The 19982-nt window shown below is 48.4% G+C and carries 16 protein-coding genes and 1 pseudogene; 9 read left to right on the plus strand and 8 right to left on the minus strand.

All coding sequences use genetic code 11. The features are described 5' to 3' along the window. The first annotated feature begins 282 nt into the window (after positions 1–282). The 4 genes from GO003_RS15880 to GO003_RS15895 all read left to right on the plus strand — a co-directional run bounded on the left by GO003_RS15880 (position 283) and on the right by GO003_RS15895 (position 3780). Positions 283–2631 carry a PhoX family protein gene (locus GO003_RS15880; protein WP_159652912.1) on the plus strand — a complete coding sequence of 783 codons (2349 nt, stop codon included), beginning with the start codon at positions 283–285 and terminating at the stop codon, positions 2629–2631. Positions 2632–2764: 133 nt separating this feature from the next. Continuing rightward, positions 2765–2980, plus strand: a complete 216-nt coding sequence (tatA, locus tag GO003_RS15885; protein ID WP_159656725.1) for a twin-arginine translocase TatA/TatE family subunit — start codon at positions 2765–2767, stop codon at positions 2978–2980. A gap of 9 nt (positions 2981–2989) precedes the next feature. After that, positions 2990–3301: a Sec-independent protein translocase protein TatB gene (gene tatB / locus GO003_RS15890; RefSeq protein ID WP_159656723.1), complete on the plus strand. Its 312-nt coding sequence runs from the start codon at positions 2990–2992 to the stop codon at positions 3299–3301. An 80-nt stretch (positions 3302–3381) separates the two neighbouring features. Next, entirely contained in the window at positions 3382–3780 is a 399-nt protein-coding gene (locus GO003_RS15895; RefSeq protein WP_159656721.1) for a hypothetical protein, read from the plus strand. A 109-nt stretch (positions 3781–3889) separates the two neighbouring features. Here the strand turns inward: GO003_RS15895 and acpA are convergent. The 4 genes and pseudogenes from acpA to GO003_RS15915 all read right to left on the minus strand — a co-directional run. Next, a pseudogene (gene acpA / locus GO003_RS15900) lies at positions 3890–4834 on the minus strand (acid phosphatase); the annotation flags it as partial. 37 nt (positions 4835–4871) lie between these two features. Continuing rightward, positions 4872–6026, minus strand: a complete 1155-nt coding sequence (locus GO003_RS15905) for an IS630 family transposase (protein ID WP_159659124.1) — start codon at positions 6024–6026, stop codon at positions 4872–4874. Positions 6027–6067: 41 nt separating this feature from the next. Beyond that, positions 6068–6727: an alkaline phosphatase family protein gene (locus GO003_RS15910; RefSeq protein ID WP_159658537.1), complete on the minus strand. Its 660-nt coding sequence runs from the start codon at positions 6725–6727 to the stop codon at positions 6068–6070. A gap of 268 nt (positions 6728–6995) precedes the next feature. Beyond that, complete coding sequence (locus GO003_RS15915) at positions 6996–8036, minus strand: MJ1255/VC2487 family glycosyltransferase (protein WP_159658536.1); 1041 nt, start codon at positions 8034–8036, stop codon at positions 6996–6998. A 527-nt stretch (positions 8037–8563) separates the two neighbouring features. Here GO003_RS15915 and GO003_RS15920 point away from each other — a divergent pair. The 5 genes from GO003_RS15920 to GO003_RS15940 all read left to right on the plus strand — a co-directional run bounded on the left by GO003_RS15920 (position 8564) and on the right by GO003_RS15940 (position 14322). Further along, positions 8564–10018: an ATP-binding protein gene (locus GO003_RS15920; protein WP_159658535.1), complete on the plus strand. Its 1455-nt coding sequence runs from the start codon at positions 8564–8566 to the stop codon at positions 10016–10018. A 131-nt stretch (positions 10019–10149) separates the two neighbouring features. Continuing rightward, the gene (locus GO003_RS15925) at positions 10150–11130 is read left to right on the plus strand and encodes a nucleotidyltransferase domain-containing protein (RefSeq protein WP_159658534.1); all 981 of its coding nucleotides are present in this window, start codon (positions 10150–10152) and stop codon (positions 11128–11130) included. Next, on the plus strand, positions 11127–12755 hold the full coding sequence (locus GO003_RS15930) for a HesA/MoeB/ThiF family protein (protein ID WP_159658533.1): 1629 nt from the start codon (positions 11127–11129) through the stop codon (positions 12753–12755). The genes GO003_RS15925 and GO003_RS15930 overlap by 4 nt, the downstream gene beginning before the upstream one ends. After that, entirely contained in the window at positions 12740–13237 is a 498-nt protein-coding gene (locus GO003_RS15935) for a Mov34/MPN/PAD-1 family protein (protein WP_159658532.1), read from the plus strand. Before GO003_RS15930 ends, GO003_RS15935 begins: the two co-directional genes overlap by 16 nt. Continuing rightward, positions 13234–14322: an SAVED domain-containing protein gene (locus GO003_RS15940; RefSeq protein ID WP_159658531.1), complete on the plus strand. Its 1089-nt coding sequence runs from the start codon at positions 13234–13236 to the stop codon at positions 14320–14322. The genes GO003_RS15935 and GO003_RS15940 overlap by 4 nt, the downstream gene beginning before the upstream one ends. A 239-nt stretch (positions 14323–14561) precedes the next feature. Here GO003_RS15940 and GO003_RS15945 read toward each other — a convergent pair whose 3' ends face one another. The 4 genes from GO003_RS15945 to GO003_RS15960 are packed head-to-tail and all read right to left on the minus strand — an operon-like array spanning position 14562 to position 19900. Further along, the gene (locus tag GO003_RS15945) at positions 14562–15716 is read right to left on the minus strand and encodes an IS630 family transposase (RefSeq protein WP_159659124.1); all 1155 of its coding nucleotides are present in this window, start codon (positions 15714–15716) and stop codon (positions 14562–14564) included. 41 nt (positions 15717–15757) lie between these two features. Continuing rightward, the gene (locus GO003_RS15950; RefSeq protein WP_159657945.1) at positions 15758–17521 is read right to left on the minus strand and encodes an ATP-binding protein; all 1764 of its coding nucleotides are present in this window, start codon (positions 17519–17521) and stop codon (positions 15758–15760) included. Continuing rightward, on the minus strand, positions 17514–18692 hold the full coding sequence (locus GO003_RS15955; protein WP_159657944.1) for a restriction endonuclease subunit S: 1179 nt from the start codon (positions 18690–18692) through the stop codon (positions 17514–17516). The genes GO003_RS15950 and GO003_RS15955 overlap by 8 nt, the downstream gene beginning before the upstream one ends. Beyond that, the gene (locus tag GO003_RS15960; RefSeq protein ID WP_159657943.1) at positions 18689–19900 is read right to left on the minus strand and encodes a PDDEXK nuclease domain-containing protein; all 1212 of its coding nucleotides are present in this window, start codon (positions 19898–19900) and stop codon (positions 18689–18691) included. The genes GO003_RS15955 and GO003_RS15960 overlap by 4 nt, the downstream gene beginning before the upstream one ends. Positions 19901–19982 lie beyond the last annotated feature (82 nt).

Below are 19982 nucleotides of genomic sequence, written 5' to 3' on the forward strand. Positions count from 1 at the left end.
CAAGACCATTCCGCTTTAAGACTTCTCATTGTGAATCAATCAATCGGAACAGGTTGATGATTTTCTTTATTTTGCCTCGTTGCTTTTAAGGAAGCGTGAAAAAGTTTTCCTGACCCATACCGGGTTTTTTTACCCATTTTATCCTGATCAGGTTGGTTGCTTACAGCAACGATTAACTGTCATGGTTTTGACATTTTATTGTCATCAAACCTTCATCACAATTTCACACAGTATCTTTATTCTTGTGATCTCACGTTAACCCGCAAGAGAAACGAGGACATCATGAACGATTTAGATAAAGACCTGGTTGAAATTGATTCCGGCGATGAGCCGATGAGCAATCATTCCGATAATCCCCATTTTGCAACGATTCTGGAAAAAAGACTGTCGCGCAGACAAATGCTGACGGGCAGTTTAGGTGTAGCGGTTGCCGGCATGTTTGGTGCGTCCGGCGTTACAAGCCTGGCTAATGCCGCATCAGGTTCATTACCTACTGCAGCGGGTGTTAAGCCTCCTTTTGCTTTAAATCCTACTCTGGGTTTCGACGCGATTCCGGTCACGCGTTCCGATACCGCTACTCTCCCGCTGGGTTATAAAGCGCAAGCGCTGATTCCTTGGGGTACTCCAATCACCGGCAACTATCCAGCCTTCGATTCGGTTAACAGTAATACCGGTGAAGAACAAGAACAACAAGTCGGTTCGCATCACGACGGCATGCATTACTTCCCGATGAAAAATGATCCTAACGGTCATGGTTTGTTGTGCGTGAACCATGAATATGTCGATCAGCGCGTATTTCATGCAGCCGGCCCGACGTTCGTAGCCGGTCAACGTCCTACAGATGAAGTCAGAAAAGAAATTGCAGGCCACGGCGTCAGTATTGTCGAGATCAAAAAAGATGCAGTGAGCGGTGAATGGAATGTAGTCAATGGCCAGTACAACCGCCGAGTAACTGCCGGTACGCCTGCCGAAATTCGTGGTCCGGTCCGCGGCAGCGATCTGGTTAAAACAAAATACAGCCCAAACGGCACGATGGCGCGCGGTACGATCAATAATTGTGCGCACGGTTATACGCCTTGGGGCACTTATTTGACGTGTGAAGAAAACTGGGCCGGTTATTTCGTCAGCCGTGTGCAATTAGCCCGCGCCGAAGCCTTGTTGGACTGGTTCGAAGATACGCAAGCCACTCTGTATCCGGGCCGGAAAACGTCATTCGTCCAAGGCCGCTATTTTGCCCGTTTCTATCCGGAAACCGGCCGTATCATCGGTATTTTTGACGAATTTTTCGATCAAAAAGTCACCAATTTGGTTTATTCACAAGTGGGTAATGTGTTTACGGATGCCGGTCGCGTAATGGAAGGCGAATTCGGCGCCTTGTTGACTCAAGCCGGTATCGATCAAAACTTGTCTTTGAGTCGGCCCAGAGAACAAAGCCGTTTCGGCGTGCCTACCGCCAACAGCCGTTACCGTTGGGAAACCGCGCAAAGCGGTGCGGACGAATACATCCGTTTCGACGCCACGCCCAAAGGTGCCGATGCAACCGAGGATTACCGCAACGAGCCAAACACGCAAGGCTGGGTGCTGGAAATCGATCCGTTTAACCCCAGCAGTAAACCGATTAAACGTACCACGATGGGCCGTTTTGCGCATGAAGGCGCTTGGTTGTCTCCTCCGCAACTGGGTCAGCCAGTAGTTTTCTACATGGGTGATGACGCTCAAAATGAATATATCTACAAATTTGTCACCAAAGCGCGCTATACCAAATCAGTCAAAGGCGAAATCCTGGATGAAGGCACGTTGTATGTAGCCCGATTTAATGACGACGGCACAGGCGTATGGTTAGCTCTGGATTATAACAATATGGCTTTCCAGGCAGCGGCAGCCAATGCCAACGTGGTATTTAAAGATCAAGCGGATGTGTTGGTCAATACCCGTCTGGCGGCTGATGTCGTGGGCGCTACTAAAATGGATAGACCTGAGTGGGGTACGGTACATCCGCAAACCCGTGAAGTCTATATGACACTGACCAACAACAGCAGCAGAAACGCCGGTAATATCGATGCGGCCAATCCACGCGGTCCAAATCCTTACGGTCATATTATTCGCTGGCGCGAGCAGGGTAACCGTTCTTGGGCGGAGAAGTTCGAGTGGGATATCTTCGTGCTGTCGGGTACTGAAAGTGACAGCCAAGTATTGCCGGAACAAGGCGGTCCAGCTTTGACACAAGACAACATCCACGCCAGCGCGGATGGATTATGGATAGATCAAAACGGCATTTTGTGGATTCAAACCGACATGAGCGGTTCACAGCAAGCGTCAGGCCCTTTTGGTGCTAATCAGATGTTGGCAGCGAACCCTGTCACCGGTGAAATCAAGCGTTTCTTGCAAGGACCGAACGATCAGGAAACGACAGGCGTTGTGTCTACACCGGATGGTAAGACGATGTTTGTTAACTTCCAGCATCCAGGTGACCGTTCACAACCGGGCGCATTCACCAGTAACTGGCCGGACAGTGGAGCAGTCTACAGACACCCCGGTGATACTGAGGTTGTTGCTGTTCCAAACGGCGCACGTCCACGTTCAGCCACAATCGTCATCACGCGTGAAGATGGCGGTATCGTAGGTTTATAAAGAATAAGCTTTAGCGAACCCAGGAGCAGGTAGTGGGTCAAGGACGATTTAGAGGCAGGGATGCCTCTTTTTTTTTTCGGGATCTACATTCAATATTTCGTGCAAAGCATGATTTAAATAGTCAGGAGTCAGTATGGGTATCAGCGTGACACAATTGGTCATTATTATGGTGATCGTTATTGTATTGTTTGGCACTAAACGAGTTAGAACGATAGGCACCGACGTTGGCGAAGCCATCAAAAACTTTCGCTCGTCAATGAAAGAAGGTGAAAATGATAAATCACTGAGTGCCAATGCATCTGAAAACAGTGATGCCAAAGTCAAATTGCATGAAGAAAGCAAAGTTTAATCCTGTACCATGTTTGATATAGGATTTTCCGAACTCTGTGTGGTCGGACTGGTCAGTATCCTGGTTATCGGTCCGGAGAAGCTACCCAAAGTAGCCCGGATCGCCGGGTTTTGGCTGGGTAAAACCCAAAATGCCGTTGCAAAAATCAAAGCAGAAATCAAAGAAGAGCTTAACGCCGAGGAATTACGCAGTGCGATTAATGCGCAGATAGCGGAGGAGGAGTTGAGCCGAATCAGCAAGGACATCAGTTCTGCGGCCGAATCCATCAATCGATCGGCTGAATCGATGGCTCTGACCGATAAAGCCATAGATAAAAGTTAAGGGTCCTGACTATAGAACTTTAAAAAACAGTATATACGGTTTATACTTTGGTTTTAAGCCCCTGTATAGGAATCCTTGTTATGAATACAAAAACGGTTAAAGCGAAAAAAACAGAAGCCGACACAGCCGTAACTAAAGAAGAGAAAGTTGTAAAACCAACCACTTCAAAAGCAAAGCCAGTTCAAACTCAAAAGCCGGTAAAAAAGACCGTAACGGCAACAACTGCCGAAACCACTCCGGAAAAACCGGGCAAGAAGAATAAAGTGGTCAGAGACAGCTTTTCATTCCCCAAATCAGATTATCGAAAAATCTCGGAACTCAAGGCTAAATGCCTGACTATGGGTTTGCAGGCCAAAAAAAGTGAAATACTTCGTGCCGGACTGTTGTTGCTTGAAACTTTAAGCGATGAAGATCTCAAGCAAGCCATCGGTCAAGTGGAAAATCTTAAAACCGGCCGCCCGCTTAATTCGGCCGAATAGCTTTTTCAATTCAATAAACGTAGGTTGCGGTTGGCGATAGCCAAGCCAACCTGTCAAGGCATAGTCAAATGTTGGGTTGCGAAAAGTGTGCAACCCAACCTACGCTTTTTTATTCAAGCGTATTGATCAAATCACCCATACTCTGCCGAATCCCGGGCAAAGGGTGTAAATCAAACCGGCGGGTAATAAATTGAATAATTGATGTCGTGTCATAAACCGTATGATCAATATGCTGTTTTTTGACAAACGGGGAAATAAATATCGCTGGAACTCTGGAACCCGGCCCCCATCGATCATTTACAGGGGGTGCTACATGATCCCAAAAGCCGCCATTCTCGTCGTAGGTGACAATAATATACATGTTCGGCCATTGCGGGCTGCCTTGCAGTTGTTTAACTACCTCGGCAATATGGGCGTCACCCGACATGACATCGGTATAACCGGGATGCTGGTTCAAACTGCCCTGAGGTTTATAGAACACCACCGCTGGCAGGGTGCCGTTGGCAATATCCCTTTGAAAATCCGCATAGTCTTTTAGATGAGCTGCACGTTGTAGCGCGCCGTCCGGAGTGGTCGGATCAAAGCGGCTGAAATAATTGAAGGGCTGGTGGTGAGGCTGAAAATTAGCCGCCCCGGTTGCCTTGCTGTAGATCACCTTGCGCGGTTGGTCAGGGTTTTGTAAACCATCAAGCAGAGCTTCACGCCATGCCCCGGCATACCAGGCCCATTCGATGCGCTTCTCCGACAACGTGTCGCCTATCGTTTTTTCGGTTTGGGGGCTTAAGACAGCAGCTGAACCTTTGGCCTGCTGATTAGCTAATCTCGGATCACCGTCTTTTGCAGGAGGCGTGCCGCTGGGTTGAAACGGTGGTTGTGTGGTATTGACAGCATAACTGAGCTGAGTGATTTTATCTTCAGGGGTAAAATTGAAATCGCCTGGATAGTGTGGCGCTGAATGTAAGCCGCTGGATGGTTCAACCCGCAACAGCCCGGTTTTATCGTCCAGGATAGCTGTCCGGCCCTCCGGCGCGGTTGCCATAGACGGAGTACAGGCACAGACTAGTAGTTCGTTTCATAAAAACATATACAATTTATACTAAGCCAAGATCGAAATTTTTCCATCTAAATACAACTGGCTGATCATTAAATTCGGTAATGCCCTTAAGAATTCGTTCCTTGAGTTCCTGTTTTGAAGTTACCCTGATATGGCGCAGGAATGAGCGAGCCATCTTAGAGAAGGCCATTTCAATCAGGTTAAGCCATGAGCCATGCTTAGGTGTATGAACATACTCAAAGCGGCCCGGGCGCGTTGCCAGGTAAGCCATAGTTTCCTTCGAAATATGTGCGCTGTGGTTATCGAGGATAACCCGAATAGTCGCATTGGCAGGATAGTGATTATCCAGACGCTTGAGTAACTGGATGAACTCACTACTGCGATGACGCTCTTCCACTTCGGCAAATAGATGGCCCGTTTGCAAATCGAGTGCGGCGAGAATACTTAATGTACCATGCCTTACGTATTCATAATCACGCCCGGTTTCTGAATGACGCCCGGATACGGGCGGCAAGTCGGGTGCCACGGTCCCTATGGCTTGGATACCCGGCTTTTCGTCCACGCTGACAGTGATAACCGGACACTCTGATTCCGATGCGTCCGGAGCGGCTTTTGTTGGCATCGCGTTTTGCAGGGCTACTTCTTGGTAAACTATCAAAACCTCGCGCATCTTCGCATCAAAATCAGGATCGCGCCGTTCCAGGTAATAGCGAATGCGGTGAGGCTTGATCTCGTGTTCGTCAAGAATTCGCCATACCGTGGTCTTACTTGCCTTAGCAAGGCGCGGAAATCCAGCGTTCTCTGCCTCACCGCCAATAAATTTTGCCAACTGTGACAAGGTCCACAATTCTGCCGCCAGGCCATGATCTTTGGGTTTGGTGCACGCTAAGTTGACCACCCAACTCTTTGCGTCGTCACTAATCTCAGGGGCCTTCGGACGATGGTAGGTGTCCGATAAACCCATGGTGATACCTGCTGCTAGTGCTTTGTCGATGCACTTGTAAATCGTTGGGCGACTTACGCCCAGTAAATTCCCAATCTGTAAAATGGGGGTGCCTTCTGCATAACGGAGCAAAATTTCGGCTCGCTCAACTTTCCGTCTTGCTGCTGTCCGTGAACGCGTAAGAGTTTCTAGCTCTCGTCTTTGCTCTTCCGACAGAGTTAGGGATGCTCGTTCTGTTTTTCGCGCCATGGCCTACCTCGTGACTAAAAACAGTATCATGACATTCCGAATTATTTTGTAAATGTTTTTATGAAACGATGTACTAGCCAAAAGTGATTCAGAAATGAGCCGCCGAAGGCGCCCATGAAAAAATTGTCTCCCAGAGTATATTGCTTTGCAAGTTGCCACATCGCCATCTTGGCGCCATCGTAATACCCCATCGACAGACCGCCGGCATCTGAATAGACCGCGAACTGATCATTGCGTCCCTCATTAATCTGCATCTGATGGTTGTAAAAACGGTGCACCAGATCCGGTGAAGCAGCATTAACACCTGTCTTGCCAGGTGTTCCGCCAGGTGCGGCATCAATTTGAAAGGGCTTGTTCGGTAAGTGTGCGACAAATGACCAGTTAGGATCATCACTGTTCCAAACCGGGGGCAATGCCGGTAATACGGTTTTGCCGTCTCGATCACGTTGTAAGTAGGATTCAGGATGGGCCAACGCATTTGCAATGCCATTAGCACCGGGAAAAAGGCCATACAGATTATCAAAACTGCGATTTTCCGCGTAGATCACCACGATGGTTTTGATCTTGTTCAGATCAGGCTCGGATGACGTTTTATCAGGGCTGATAGAGCCCGCCGGTTGAGCATCAGCCGCAATGGCGTTAGTTAACAATAAGGAACTGACGATTAACCCTAATAAAATTCGACGGCGATTGATGAGCATGTTTTCTTGATTTAAAAAGGCAATGAAAGCCTATTATAGCGGTCAAATACAACAATCCAACAAGGCTGAGCGCTTTGTCCAATCTGATTTAAATAACGTCTTGTTTCCGGAAGGTGGGGCTGTGTTTGGCAAGGATGTCGGCAGCCCACGTGTCAGGATAATCTTCGTATCGCCCATGAATACTGTTCATAGCGTTACCCTCTCCCTCTTGGAGAGGGCTGGGGTGAGGGGGGTCAAAAGTCTAAATTAATTTGTGCTTATTCCTAAACTAATGCTTCACCTGCAACACATTGACATTATCCCAGATGTTATTGATGAAATCAGTGTTCATCTCGGGCATGCCATCCTGTAGCCATTGGGTAATGATCTGAGCGACATTCGGATAAGTGATATGCACGGCATGATCTACCTTCAACCAATTCCCAATCGCTGTAGCGTTCAGATCCTTCATGACATGACCATAACCCAATTGCTGCAAAGCCGCTGCATTGGAAATTTGTTCCATTTGATTGTGCAAGGGTTTGGCCAGGATTTTTTTACCCAGTTGCAAGGCCTCACTGGCGAGTTCAAATCCGGCATTGCTGATTATGCCTCCGCAGTCAAGCAAGTCTTGCATGAATCCCGCACGGGACAGAGCCTTGCAGGCTATGTGTTCATAGGGTGACTCTTGCACATCGGGCGTGTACATATAAAAATCGAAATCCTTGAACGGCGCCAATAGCTGGAAAACTTCCTGCGTATCTTCGAAGGGGAGATAGACAACAACCTTGTGTTTGAAAAAAGTGTGCGGCATCGCCGGTGTTTCAATAATCGGCGGCAATATAGGCTGACCGAAATGGTGCCAGTGAAGGCCGATACCCCGGTCTGCCGGAGCAAAATACTTCATCACCAGATTGGCCAGTGGATCAGATCCGGCACGAGGAATAGTATGACCGAAGGCATATTGATGACCGATACCAAGCACCTGCTTATTTTGCCGCTTGGCAGCCCACGAGGTAACCGGTTCGAAATCGCTGATCACCAGATCATAATCACTCAAATCGAGTGATTGAATATCACGAATAAAAGTGATCGGCTTGGCTTCTATCGCCGTTTTCAAATAACTGACCTGCCCATTATGGGTATTAAAGGTTAAACCGGTGCGCACTTGAAAGCCGTTGAAAACTGCCATATCGAAGTAGCTGTCCTTAGGTCGGCCGGTGAATTGAAAATGAACATCGATACCCGCCGCATATAGAGCTTCCGCCATCACGCGGGCGCGCGTAATATGGCCGTTACCCGTGCCTTGAACGCCGTAGAAAATTTTCATATCGATTGAGTGTCAGAGTAGTTGATTTAACTGACAATCTAAGTCATGTCTGTGACATGGATATGACGGTTATATTAACGATTGATGACAGCGTAAGTCTTCACGACAAAATTGCATTAGGCGGGATAAGCGATCGATGTGATCTTGCGCAAGTTGGGCAGAGAAGAAACCGTCGATGAAATCGAAAGCATTGTCAGCCAGATGATTGCCGATTGCGCGGAGCAACGGCTGGCCAAAAAATTGTGACAATGGAACGGCATGCGCATCAGGCGGCTTATGAACAAGGGCATGTAGAGGAAGTGCGACTGGCCCGCAGGAATCTGAACTGTTGGATGAGCCAGCGAAATTTGCCAAGGATGATGATTCAGTGATTAATGAGAGAGACTCTGAAAAGGCAGGTGCGCAATGAGCGTTAATACGGGTGAAATATGCTTGAGTGTTTTGTTATTAGAATCGTAGGAACAAAAATACGTATTTATTGTAACCTACACATGACAATAAAATCATTCCAATGCTAAGATTGGCTCATGAGAGTCTCAAAAGAAGAACTAATTGCCGTATTGGCCCAATTCAATCCTTGGTGGCGTGGCGAACCCATTGCCGATTTACCGGATTGGCAGCGTGCCGCTTCGCGGGAGTTAAATCGCTGGATAAATCATCCTCCGATTCACCGGGCCATTCTGTTATCCGGCGCACGCCAGGTCGGCAAGACGACCCTGTTACAACAACAGATCGACGCTTTATTAAAACAAGGCTTCCCAGCGGCAAACATCCTTTACGCTACTTTTGACCATCCAGTCCTCAAATTGGCCGGCATCGAAGCCGTGTTGGAAGCGTGGCGCGAGCGCGAGCCGCGCGTCGATGGGCCTGAATACCTATTTATCGACGAAGCTCAGTTCATTCGTGATTGGGGGACGTGGGTTAAACATCAGATCGATTTCAACAAACAGCGCCGCATTGTCTTTACTGGTTCGGCCATGCCTTTGGTGGAAGCCGACCAGGAATCCGGCGTCGGGCGTTGGTATACCATTCGGCTGACCACTTTGTCGTTCTACGAGTACCTGCAAATCAAACAGGTACAGCTGCCGGCGTTGCCGCCTTTAAAAAGCCTGGCCGAGCTGTTCGACTGGACGCCGCCACAATTTTACCGGGCGCAGGAAATCGCAGTGCCCTATGTCGGCCATTTTCACGAATATCTGATTCGCGGCGGCTTCCCGCAAACCGCTCAAGTGGAAAGCATCACCCAAGCCCAGCGCCTGCTGCGTGAAGACATCATAGACAAGGCGCTCAAACGCGATATGACCGCACTGTTTGGTGTGCGTCGCATTCTGGATCTTGAACATACCTTCCTGTATTTGTGCATGAACGACGGCGGTTTGCTGAATATCACCGACTTGTCTAGCAACCTGGAAGTCAAACGTCCCACTGCCCAGCACTTCATCGAACTTCTGGAGGCATGCCACCTGATTTACCGCCTGCCGCCGTTCGGTTATGGCAAAGACGTGCTCAAGGGACGTTTCAAAATTTACTTGGCCGATGCCGCCATCGCACCCGCCGTATTGCTCAAGGGCAAAAGCATCATCGACGATCCCGCTGCCTTGGGTGTGGCAACTGAAACGACAGTGTTTAAGCATCTTTTTGCGGGCTACTATCCCCAGAATGTACGTTTTACCTACTGGCACGGGAAAAAAGACCGTGAGGTCGATTTAGTCGCAGAAATCGGCGGCCAATTGATTCCCTTTGAAGTCAAATATCGAGCCCAGCATACTGGTGCGAGAGAGTTAAAAGGGTTGATTGAACTGTGCGAGCAAAAGAAAATTGCCCGTGGTTATGTTGTCACCAAGTCGCTCGACGACTTCGGCTTGATGACCGGTCTGCCGCAAACCGGCGAGACTGCCAGCCAGATCATGCGTCTGCCGGCACCATTATTGTGTTACTGGATGGGCGCATCGGAATTGAATCAACCCGAATTTAACGATTAAGCTGGATAAACAGCGAGATTTTATGGCTGCCAACAACGAATTACCCAAACCAGCTTCCAATTTGTCGAGGTAACTGAAGACTTGAATTCGCATATCTAGCCCTCATCATCTGTTTTTTAAGGAGGGCAAAGATGGCTCATGCACAAACCCAGTTTGAAAATTTTCATAGCAAGATCCTACTTGGTTATGACGAAAGTTCTGTTTTACGTGATCGACGCGAAACTTTGCTGAATGATTTAAAAAACAATATCAGCAAAGATGCCCCTAAATACGAGACTTTTAATCAGGGCAGTTATGCTTTATATACGGGTATCACTCCCATTGTCGGCGATCCCGATATGGACATTGGGGTAATTTTTGACTGCGCCCCTGAAGATTACCCTGATCCGCTGACTTTAAAAAAATATGTCAGAGACGCTCTAACTCGTCACAATCGTACTGTCAAAATTCGTCGCCCTTGCGTCACTGTTACCTATTTCAAGGATGGAGAGGCTACGCATCATATTGACTTGGCTGTTTACAGTGTAAATGGCAATGGCCAAACCCAGCTTGCTCGCTGCAGAGAAACTGATGCCAAGGAAGATCGGGTATGGGAACCATCCGAAGCACGGGAGCTTACAAGTAAAATTATTGATCGGTTTAAAGATAATGATCGTCAACAATTTCGCCGCGTAGTTCGCGCATTAAAACGTTGGCGCGACAATAAAATTGGTCACAAAAATGTTCCTAGCATTGGTTTATCCGTAGCTGCTTATAACTGGTTCACGCCCAAATACGACAGTGTTGATGGTAAACCCCTTGATCTAATTGCAATGCGGGATTTGATTAACCAAATGCTCTCCAACTGGGGATTTTCCCGTTTAGTGGTAAATTTGCCGGTAGCTCCTTACTGCGACCTTTTCGAACGGATGAGCGATGCGCAAATGAAGGATTTCAAAGAACGATTGGAAACTTTACGAAATGCTTTGAACGAAGCTGAAAGCCAGCCAGACACTCATGAAGCATGTAAAATTTTGCAAAAGCAGTTTGGAGATGATTTTCCAGTACCTGAAAAAGCGAGCACTACTAAAAAGACTTCATCGGGTGTGAGCGTTTCGGGCAGATCGGCTTGATATCGGAGCAGAAACAATTTACTGACAGTATTGCGTGCGCTTTGGCTGAGCTTGGCGCAACGCAAATTAACTTCAGGCTTTCTAATTCTCAGCCGGTTTGGCAGTTTGAATTATCAGATGGCGATTATGTTTGGCCGCTAGAATTATGTCCGGCCGGTTGGGATTTTTGTCGTCTGCCTTCAGTAAACTGGTTAACCAGTTTGCCAGTTTGGGGATGGCCTCATATAAGCGGCAGTGGTGATGTTTGCGTTAGTGATCGGGAGGGACTGGACTATGACCCTAGCGACATCACGGGGGTACTAAGCTGGCTGTTAGCCGAGGTCAAAAGATTGCTGCGTGAAATTCACGGAATGTCGAACTGTGAACGTCTCTCACTGTTTGCCGATGAACTTGAGGGCTATCTAAAAAATCTGGGTGCCCGATTTGCGCAGCTCGATGAGCAATTTGCAGCAAATCAATCGGTCTACGGTGAAGTCCATAATCAAAAATTTGGGCTTAAGACCGTCCCTGTCCTTCGTCGAGTGAATGCAGGTTCAACTGCTTTGGTTAACTGCCAGCAGGTTCGTATTGGTTTACTCGATGTTTGCATTCAACAACTACCACCTCTCAAATCAGAGCTCGATGCCAATTGGTGGCAGCAATTTTTGAGTTGTCTTGATGAATCGCAACATGTGATTGCCACCTCACCAAAACATCGAGGACTTGTCCTGCGCGTGGCTAACAACTATGGCCACGCGTTGTTAACACTGTATTGGGGAAACCGTGGTAACAAGAAACCATGGGGAGCCACTGTCTATCTTTTGCAACGACAAGATCGCGACTATCTCATTCGCCGGACTGGTGGAACGGTTCTTGATCGTCATGTATTGGTCGCAGGGGTAGGCGCCATTGGTTCTCGAGTCGCTGAACATTTGGTTCTGGCTGGCGTTTCCAAACTTACGCTGGTAGATCAAGACATATTTAGTGCTGATAATCTTGGCCGCCACGTTCTCGGCAAAGACGCAATCTCAAAGAAGAAAGTTGAGGCATTAGCAAGTTTCTTGGCAGAACGCATGCCAGGCATCGATATTGTCCCAGAAGCCACGAATATTCAACGTCTGATTGATAAAGGTATTCCCGCCAATGTCGACACAATCGTGTTGGCAACTGGGAATGCTCCTCTCGAACGAGCAATTGCACGCCAGGCATATCGAGAACAGTGGAGCGTGCTCATTGTTTCTACCAGTGTTGAGGCAGTAGGACTTGGCGGACACGTGATAGCTATGCGCCCAGGTACTGCTGGCTGTTTGGACTGCCTCTATATTGATCCGGAAACACAACAACCAATACCAAGTATGCGAACAGCTTTAATCAAGCCTGGCCAAGTTGTGACCCGACAATTGACGGGCTGCGGGGCTTTCACGCCATACACGGCCATTGATGCAACGCGTACAGCGTTAATAGCCGCTGAACATGTCATAAACCAAAAGCTTGGTTATTCCCGTTGGGTGGGCGATACGACGCAGGCCAAAAATGCCAACATTAGCCCTTCAAGCACCTACTGGGCACTGATGTCTCAGCGTATTCCTACATTCCTGTCGTCATCAGATTTCACGCACCTGGAGTGCCCATGTTGCAGCGTTTGAGTACCGGGCATGTCGTTTGGCGTCTTGACGAAAGTTGTTCAGGTTCGTTGTCCCCGAAACTGATCGCTCTGCTGTCTAAATGGGCTCAGCATTCATTCTGGTCGAGAGAGGCCGGTGGGCTATTGTTAGGATTTATCGACAACGAAACGGAAGGCTTATTGGGCGAATTCGCGACGACTCCAGGCCGAGGAGATCGCCGTAGCCGCACCAGTTTTTATCGTGGACCACGCCATCAACAAGAAGCGATTGAATGGAATCGCGTTACGGATGGACGGGGCACCCAGCTTGGATTGTGGCATACACATCCTGAACTTGACCCAACGCCCTCGCCAACTGATTTAGAAGATTGTCGTAATGTTTTGGCGACCGGTAAATTCGCAGTTGATGGGATCCTTTATTTAATTATTGGCACGCGCAGTATAGGCTGTTGGTTTGCCAAATCTGGTTCCCCTTTAGTTTTGCTTGGAAATTTCACCCCATGAATAAAATAATCCACCGCCTTTTAGATTTATTGGAATTGTATTTCCGTAGATCCCCTGCCGGTAAGCTGGTTGGAACCGGCGCGCTCTTAGTGGCAGCAGGCTCCACATTTGATGTAAAACTAAACTTCGGCGCGCGTGCTTCGGAACAAGAGTATGTTGAAGGCCAACTCGCTACCGCCGATACGGAATGGTGGATCAGCGCTGGTTGTTTGGCCATCGGTGCAGTGCTGATCGGTATAGGTTTGTGGTTCTCATGGCAACTTTTCCAGGATCAACGCCGCAAGCGAGTTATTGCTATTGAGTTACGCGGACTGACCCAGTCGGTTGATACACCCCTTGAATCAGCAATTCCGCGCCGTGTGTTGGGGGCGCGTCATGCACTGTTAATCGATGTTCGAAATCAAATTGACGGTACTAAAACTCAGCGACAAGCAGCGATTGATTTAGTAAATCTTCTTCCGCAACAACTCAAACTTGCAAAAGATGGACGCGATCGAAATGACCTTGCTGTTTATGCAGGCGGCCTCGCGCCAGTGCCTGTTTTGTTTCTAGCCGGCACATTGCTTGCCTCCGAAAGTACAATCCATTGGATGGATTGGGATCGTAAAGAGTTACACTGGACTTCACCGAGCGACGGAGTCGATGTCGGTGAATTAGCGCCTGTGGATTTTTCATCTGTCAACGGCGACGAGATAGTCTGCGCCATGTCCATTTCATATCCAATAGACAGGAACGAATTGACTGTATCGTTTCCTAATTTGCCGATTGTTGAGGTGAAATTAGACGGTGCCTATCCAGGCCGAGTTATTAGCGAAGCTTCGATTCAAAACATCATGCAGCAATTCATGCAGGCAGTCGCCGCAATGCAAGGAATGGGAATTCGCAAAATCCACTTGGCCCTGGCTGCGCCTAGCGTACTAACGATGCGATTAGGAAGTTGTTATGCTCCACGGAATATGCCAGTAATGATCGTTTACCAATATCAACGCGCACAAACCGAAAATCCTTATCCTTGGGGAATTGAGATGCCAAATTCGGATCGGTTTTCAGGTTTGTTGATAGAACAGAATCATGGGTTAAGTTAAGTCATTCTGACGGAATATTGTTTTGATAGGGCTTACCAAGGACGCGTTCCAACAAGCTATCAGTTGGCATCTCGCCATATCTGCTTTTTAGACGATCTCGAAGTTTCAGTAATCGCAAATTTGCAGTTCCAACCAATTGGCTAAATGTGGTTGCTCTAACACGACCATATTCTCCCCGTATTGAATCACTAACCTTCTTGTCTGTTGCTAGTAGTTCGTTTCATAAAAACATATACAATTTATACTAAGCCAAGATCGAAATTTTTCCATCTAAATACAACTGGCTGATCATTAAATTCGGTAATGCCCTTAAGAATTCGTTCCTTGAGTTCCTGTTTTGAAGTTACCCTGATATGGCGCAGGAATGAGCGAGCCATCTTAGAGAAGGCCATTTCAATCAGGTTAAGCCATGAGCCATGCTTAGGTGTATGAACATACTCAAAGCGGCCCGGGCGCGTTGCCAGGTAAGCCATAGTTTCCTTCGAAATATGTGCGCTGTGGTTATCGAGGATAACCCGAATAGTCGCATTGGCAGGATAGTGATTATCCAGACGCTTGAGTAACTGGATGAACTCACTACTGCGATGACGCTCTTCCACTTCGGCAAATAGATGGCCCGTTTGCAAATCGAGTGCGGCGAGAATACTTAATGTACCATGCCTTACGTATTCATAATCACGCCCGGTTTCTGAATGACGCCCGGATACGGGCGGCAAGTCGGGTGCCACGGTCCCTATGGCTTGGATACCCGGCTTTTCGTCCACGCTGACAGTGATAACCGGACACTCTGATTCCGATGCGTCCGGAGCGGCTTTTGTTGGCATCGCGTTTTGCAGGGCTACTTCTTGGTAAACTATCAAAACCTCGCGCATCTTCGCATCAAAATCAGGATCGCGCCGTTCCAGGTAATAGCGAATGCGGTGAGGCTTGATCTCGTGTTCGTCAAGAATTCGCCATACCGTGGTCTTACTTGCCTTAGCAAGGCGCGGAAATCCAGCGTTCTCTGCCTCACCGCCAATAAATTTTGCCAACTGTGACAAGGTCCACAATTCTGCCGCCAGGCCATGATCTTTGGGTTTGGTGCACGCTAAGTTGACCACCCAACTCTTTGCGTCGTCACTAATCTCAGGGGCCTTCGGACGATGGTAGGTGTCCGATAAACCCATGGTGATACCTGCTGCTAGTGCTTTGTCGATGCACTTGTAAATCGTTGGGCGACTTACGCCCAGTAAATTCCCAATCTGTAAAATGGGGGTGCCTTCTGCATAACGGAGCAAAATTTCGGCTCGCTCAACTTTCCGTCTTGCTGCTGTCCGTGAACGCGTAAGAGTTTCTAGCTCTCGTCTTTGCTCTTCCGACAGAGTTAGGGATGCTCGTTCTGTTTTTCGCGCCATGGCCTACCTCGTGACTAAAAACAGTATCATGACATTCCGAATTATTTTGTAAATGTTTTTATGAAACGATGTACTAGTCCTTTTACAATGGTTTCCCCAACCACCCAGGCGCAAATATACGGTGAGCCACTGATGAATCCAGAGTTTACAATGTCTTGCACATAGGCATCGGCTTGATTTACCTCGGTTCGAGCTATCGGGAATCCGCCTTTTTTAAGCTCAATAAGCAAAATATTTTGTATGCGAGAAACAGTTGGGTCAGCGACATCGAATGCTTCTATCCCTGTTAGCTCGATAGTGGTTTTGTCCGGTAATACGACAATATCTGGCCGTTTTCTGGGATTATCGAACTCAGCGGTCGTGTTTTTAAAAAGCTCTCTAGCCACTTTTTGCAGACTTACGTTTGAGCAATATTCTTCCGACTCAAATTCAGGGCCAAATAACCAGCGTGAGCGAAGTACTAACGGATGTAATGTATGCAGTTCATCGGTATTTGGATCGCCTGAAATTCTTCTGATCGTCTCAATAACGCTTAAACGACTATCGATTTCATCGAGAACTCGTAGCGCATCCTTTACTGACCACTCGTCGAGCAGTCGGTCGAGGCTATCAATGTCATCGGCCGGCAGAGCCGACAATTTTTGCAGTAGTGCCGCGCCACTCTTGGTTTTTTCCAGGTTAATGACAGCATTCACTGCCGTAGCGAGAAAGTCTGGGGATACCGTCGGATGAGCTTGAGCAATCGCTTTGGTAAATTCAGTGACTTCGTATTGCGCACCTCTACCTAAACCGGCAAGTTCCAGTCGATTTTCAGTAAGGGCATCTTCCAAGGATTCTTCAATAACTTCAGCGGCAATGGATGCTGCCACTTCAATAATGCATGCAGTGGTCTTTTTGAACAGCTCATGTACTCGTTCACTTTTCTTGAAGCTGGTCCAATCCGGTTCCACTTCGCTTTCGAATCCGTGAGTATCGACAATCACCTTGTAGCGGCGAGCGAAACGGGTGCGGCCATCAAAACTATGGATTTGGCCAACTGTCCAGGATGGGGTGCCGACCAGCCGATGCTTCACCCAAAATGCAACGCCTTGATGAACCGATGAATGATTTACACAGGTGGAATCGATAACGATCACCGTAGCCGTATTGCCACCGCCAAAATCAATCTCGGTTCTGCTGACGATACCCTCAATGTCCTGCATGGGGCGAACAATGCCGTTAACGCGAATTTCGAACTCAGGATCGTGAATAAATCTGGCGGCAAGCACCGTCAAGATTTCTTCAGGGTCGGGAAGATGTCGTTCAACTCGTACGATAAGGCGGGTGCCGCTGCCGTTCCGGCTTCCTACTTCTTTGTTGCGTAATACAAAGGGGCTTGGGCCGGATTCCGTGCCGACAAGAAAAGTGCTTAAGGCTCCGTCCCGCCAAGTCTCAACTTGGTATTCATCGCCAAAACAGAGCAAGCCATGTCGCCCAACGCCGTTACGGCCATAGGCTTTACGTTGACGAGCAGAACGCCCAGCCGGAAATTCAACATCCTCGCCTTGATATTTTAGACGGTCATAACGCAATGTCATCCAGCGTTTACTGAACTGCGCCGCAGTCATGCCGTGACCATCATCCCGTACCGTCAAGTTGTCTCCGACTTTTTCCGGTATTTGTATGTCAACCCGCGATGCACCGGCATCCCAGGCATTGGCAACCAATTCAGTGAGCGCGACTTGCGGCACATGGGCAACTGAACCAAGTTCTCGGAGAAGATAATCCTCTTCAAATAGCGAATTTTGTAAGGAGTCATCAGCCATGTTGGTGGCCCTCGGATGAAAATAGGCGTTCTAACGTGGCAGGAATCAACGCCTGATTGGCTTCGCGGATTCCCGTATGTTTGTTCTTGAGTGCTTGGTAAGCATCGAACATTTTTTCAATCCGTTCTTGCTCCCTGAGTGGTGGCAACCATATTTTTCGATGCAATATTTTTTCTGGTTGGATGCGAAGTCTTCTATCGCCCACACCCTTACTCGACCTCGCAAGCTCTTGCCAATCCTGTTCGGTCAGAAACAAAGTGATTAAAAACTTGGATGTTGCTTTTTCTAGGTCAATATCAAATGTAGGAAATTCATTCGAAACATAGTAGCCATCGAATTCAGGTGGTACCAATGCGTATCCGCCTTCAAATGCGAAGAGACGGCTATAGATAAACTGACCATTTCTGATTTTATAAAGCGTTTTTGCACTGGTGCGGCTGCCTTCGATTGGAGGTTTCTCGAATAATCCCTTGGCAAAACTGTAGATACCTATATTGGGGTAGTTTTCATTGGCGTCTACGGTAACCGGAGATAGGGCTAGCTTAGCGAAATCGCCAATAGCAGTTTCTTTCCAACCCATTGACTTACGTTGTTCATCAGATAGATCACGACGGGTTGCCATCGAGATCAACAGCCGAAAAGCATCATTTTCAGCAGCATCCAGATGTTCTTTGACTTGCCGTACTTTGTCCGCCAATTGATTCAGGCGGGCAACGATGATTTGCTGCTTTTCTAACGAGGGTAATTGGATTTGCTGAGTTAAAAATCGATCTTCTTTAATTCGAACCCGGTTGGTTGTACCTTCGCTAGCAGCTTTGCATAGCTCAACAAAGGGTGTTGACCGAACTAGCCAACCCATGAATGAAGAGTCGAGCTTTTCGGCAAATTCGAAGGATGGAAAATCGTTACTAACGATTGCGCCATCCAATTCCGGGGGAACAATGCCGATCGCACCATTTCTGGCATCAATCTTCGACAGGATAAGTTGATTGGCTCGAACCAATTGGCGAGATGTTCCTACATCACCGCCTCTTACTCTACCTCTGCTGAAAACGCCTTTGCCCCAAAGCCGAATCGTTACTTCATGATATTCAGTATTGAAATCAAGTATTGCGGTCTCATTGCTTCGCCTAAGCAACTCACCTAAAGAAACCATGGGCCACCGACTCATGCCTCACCCTCATTTTTCGAACCCAACAACCGCCGCGCCTCCAACTCGGTCCGCGACCGCTCCAATTCTTCCGCCAACAGCTTTTCATTCGGCAGCACGGTTTGATATTCGGCGGCCAGTACCTTGTTCGGCAGGTTATCCAAGGCGTAATGGGCTTCTGCGGCACCCTTTGCGGCGCAGAGTATCAGGCCCACCGGCGGGTTTTCGCCGGGTTTCATCCAGTGTTCGCGGGCATAATTCAGGTACATGTGCATTTGGCCTGCATCGGCATAGCTGAACTTGCCGACCTTAAGGTCAATCACCACCAGACATTTCAGGCGGCGATGGAAAAACAGCAAATCGATGCGAAACCAAGTATCGTCGAGCCGCAAGCGGCGCTGGCGACCGACAAAGGCAAAATCGTCGCCCAATTCCAGCAGAAAGTCGGCCAAATGCTGGATCAGCGCGTCTTCGAGATCGGATTCCGAGTATTGGTCTTTCAGGTTGAGAAATTCCAGTACGAACGGATCCTTGATGGCTTGTTCCGGGGTGATGGCGTCATCCGGTTCGGCGTGTTCCGCTTGCGCCAACATCGCGACTTTGTTTTTGGATAACGCGGCGCGCTCGTAAAACTGGCTGTTGATCTGCCGATCCAGTTGCCGCACCGTCCAGCCGCAACGCAGGGCTTCGGTTTCGTAGAAGCCGCGCGCTTCCGGTTTTTTGACCGAAAGCAAGCGCACGTAAGCCGACCAGGGCAGTTGGAAGGCTTCGGCCAAGGTTGCGAGCGTGAGTAATTGTCCAGACGCTGTCTGGATAATTGGCGTTGAAGAAGATTCTGCAGACAATGTCTGCTGAATGGGTGACATGAAAGATGGCGCAGACAGTGTCTGCGTATTTCGCGCTAATTTGCCAGACACCGTTTGGCAAATTGGCTCCAATGGCCAGGCCAGATAAAACGCCCGCATTTGCTGGAGATTACGAACGCTAAAGCCCCGGCCAAAACGATGGGTCAAATCGAGAGCAAGACGTTCAGTCAAGGCTTCACCATACGCTGCGCGATCTTCGCCGCCTTGTTCGAATTCGACGATGCGGCGGCCTATCTCCCAATAACTGGCTGTCATTAAGGCATTGACGCTACGTGCGGCGGCGAGGCGAGCATTTTCCAGCAGTTGGACGATGTCGGTATGAATGTCACCGTAGGCAATAGGCAAATCGTTGGTTTCGCTCATAGCTCCACCTCACGTTTTAACGTCTCGACTCGGGACGCTGGAGCGTCTGTGACTGGGTTACCACGCGCAACGTTGGAATCAT

Source organism: Methylicorpusculum oleiharenae, assembly GCF_009828925.2.
GTDB classification, from domain to species: domain Bacteria; phylum Pseudomonadota; class Gammaproteobacteria; order Methylococcales; family Methylomonadaceae; genus Methylicorpusculum; species Methylicorpusculum oleiharenae.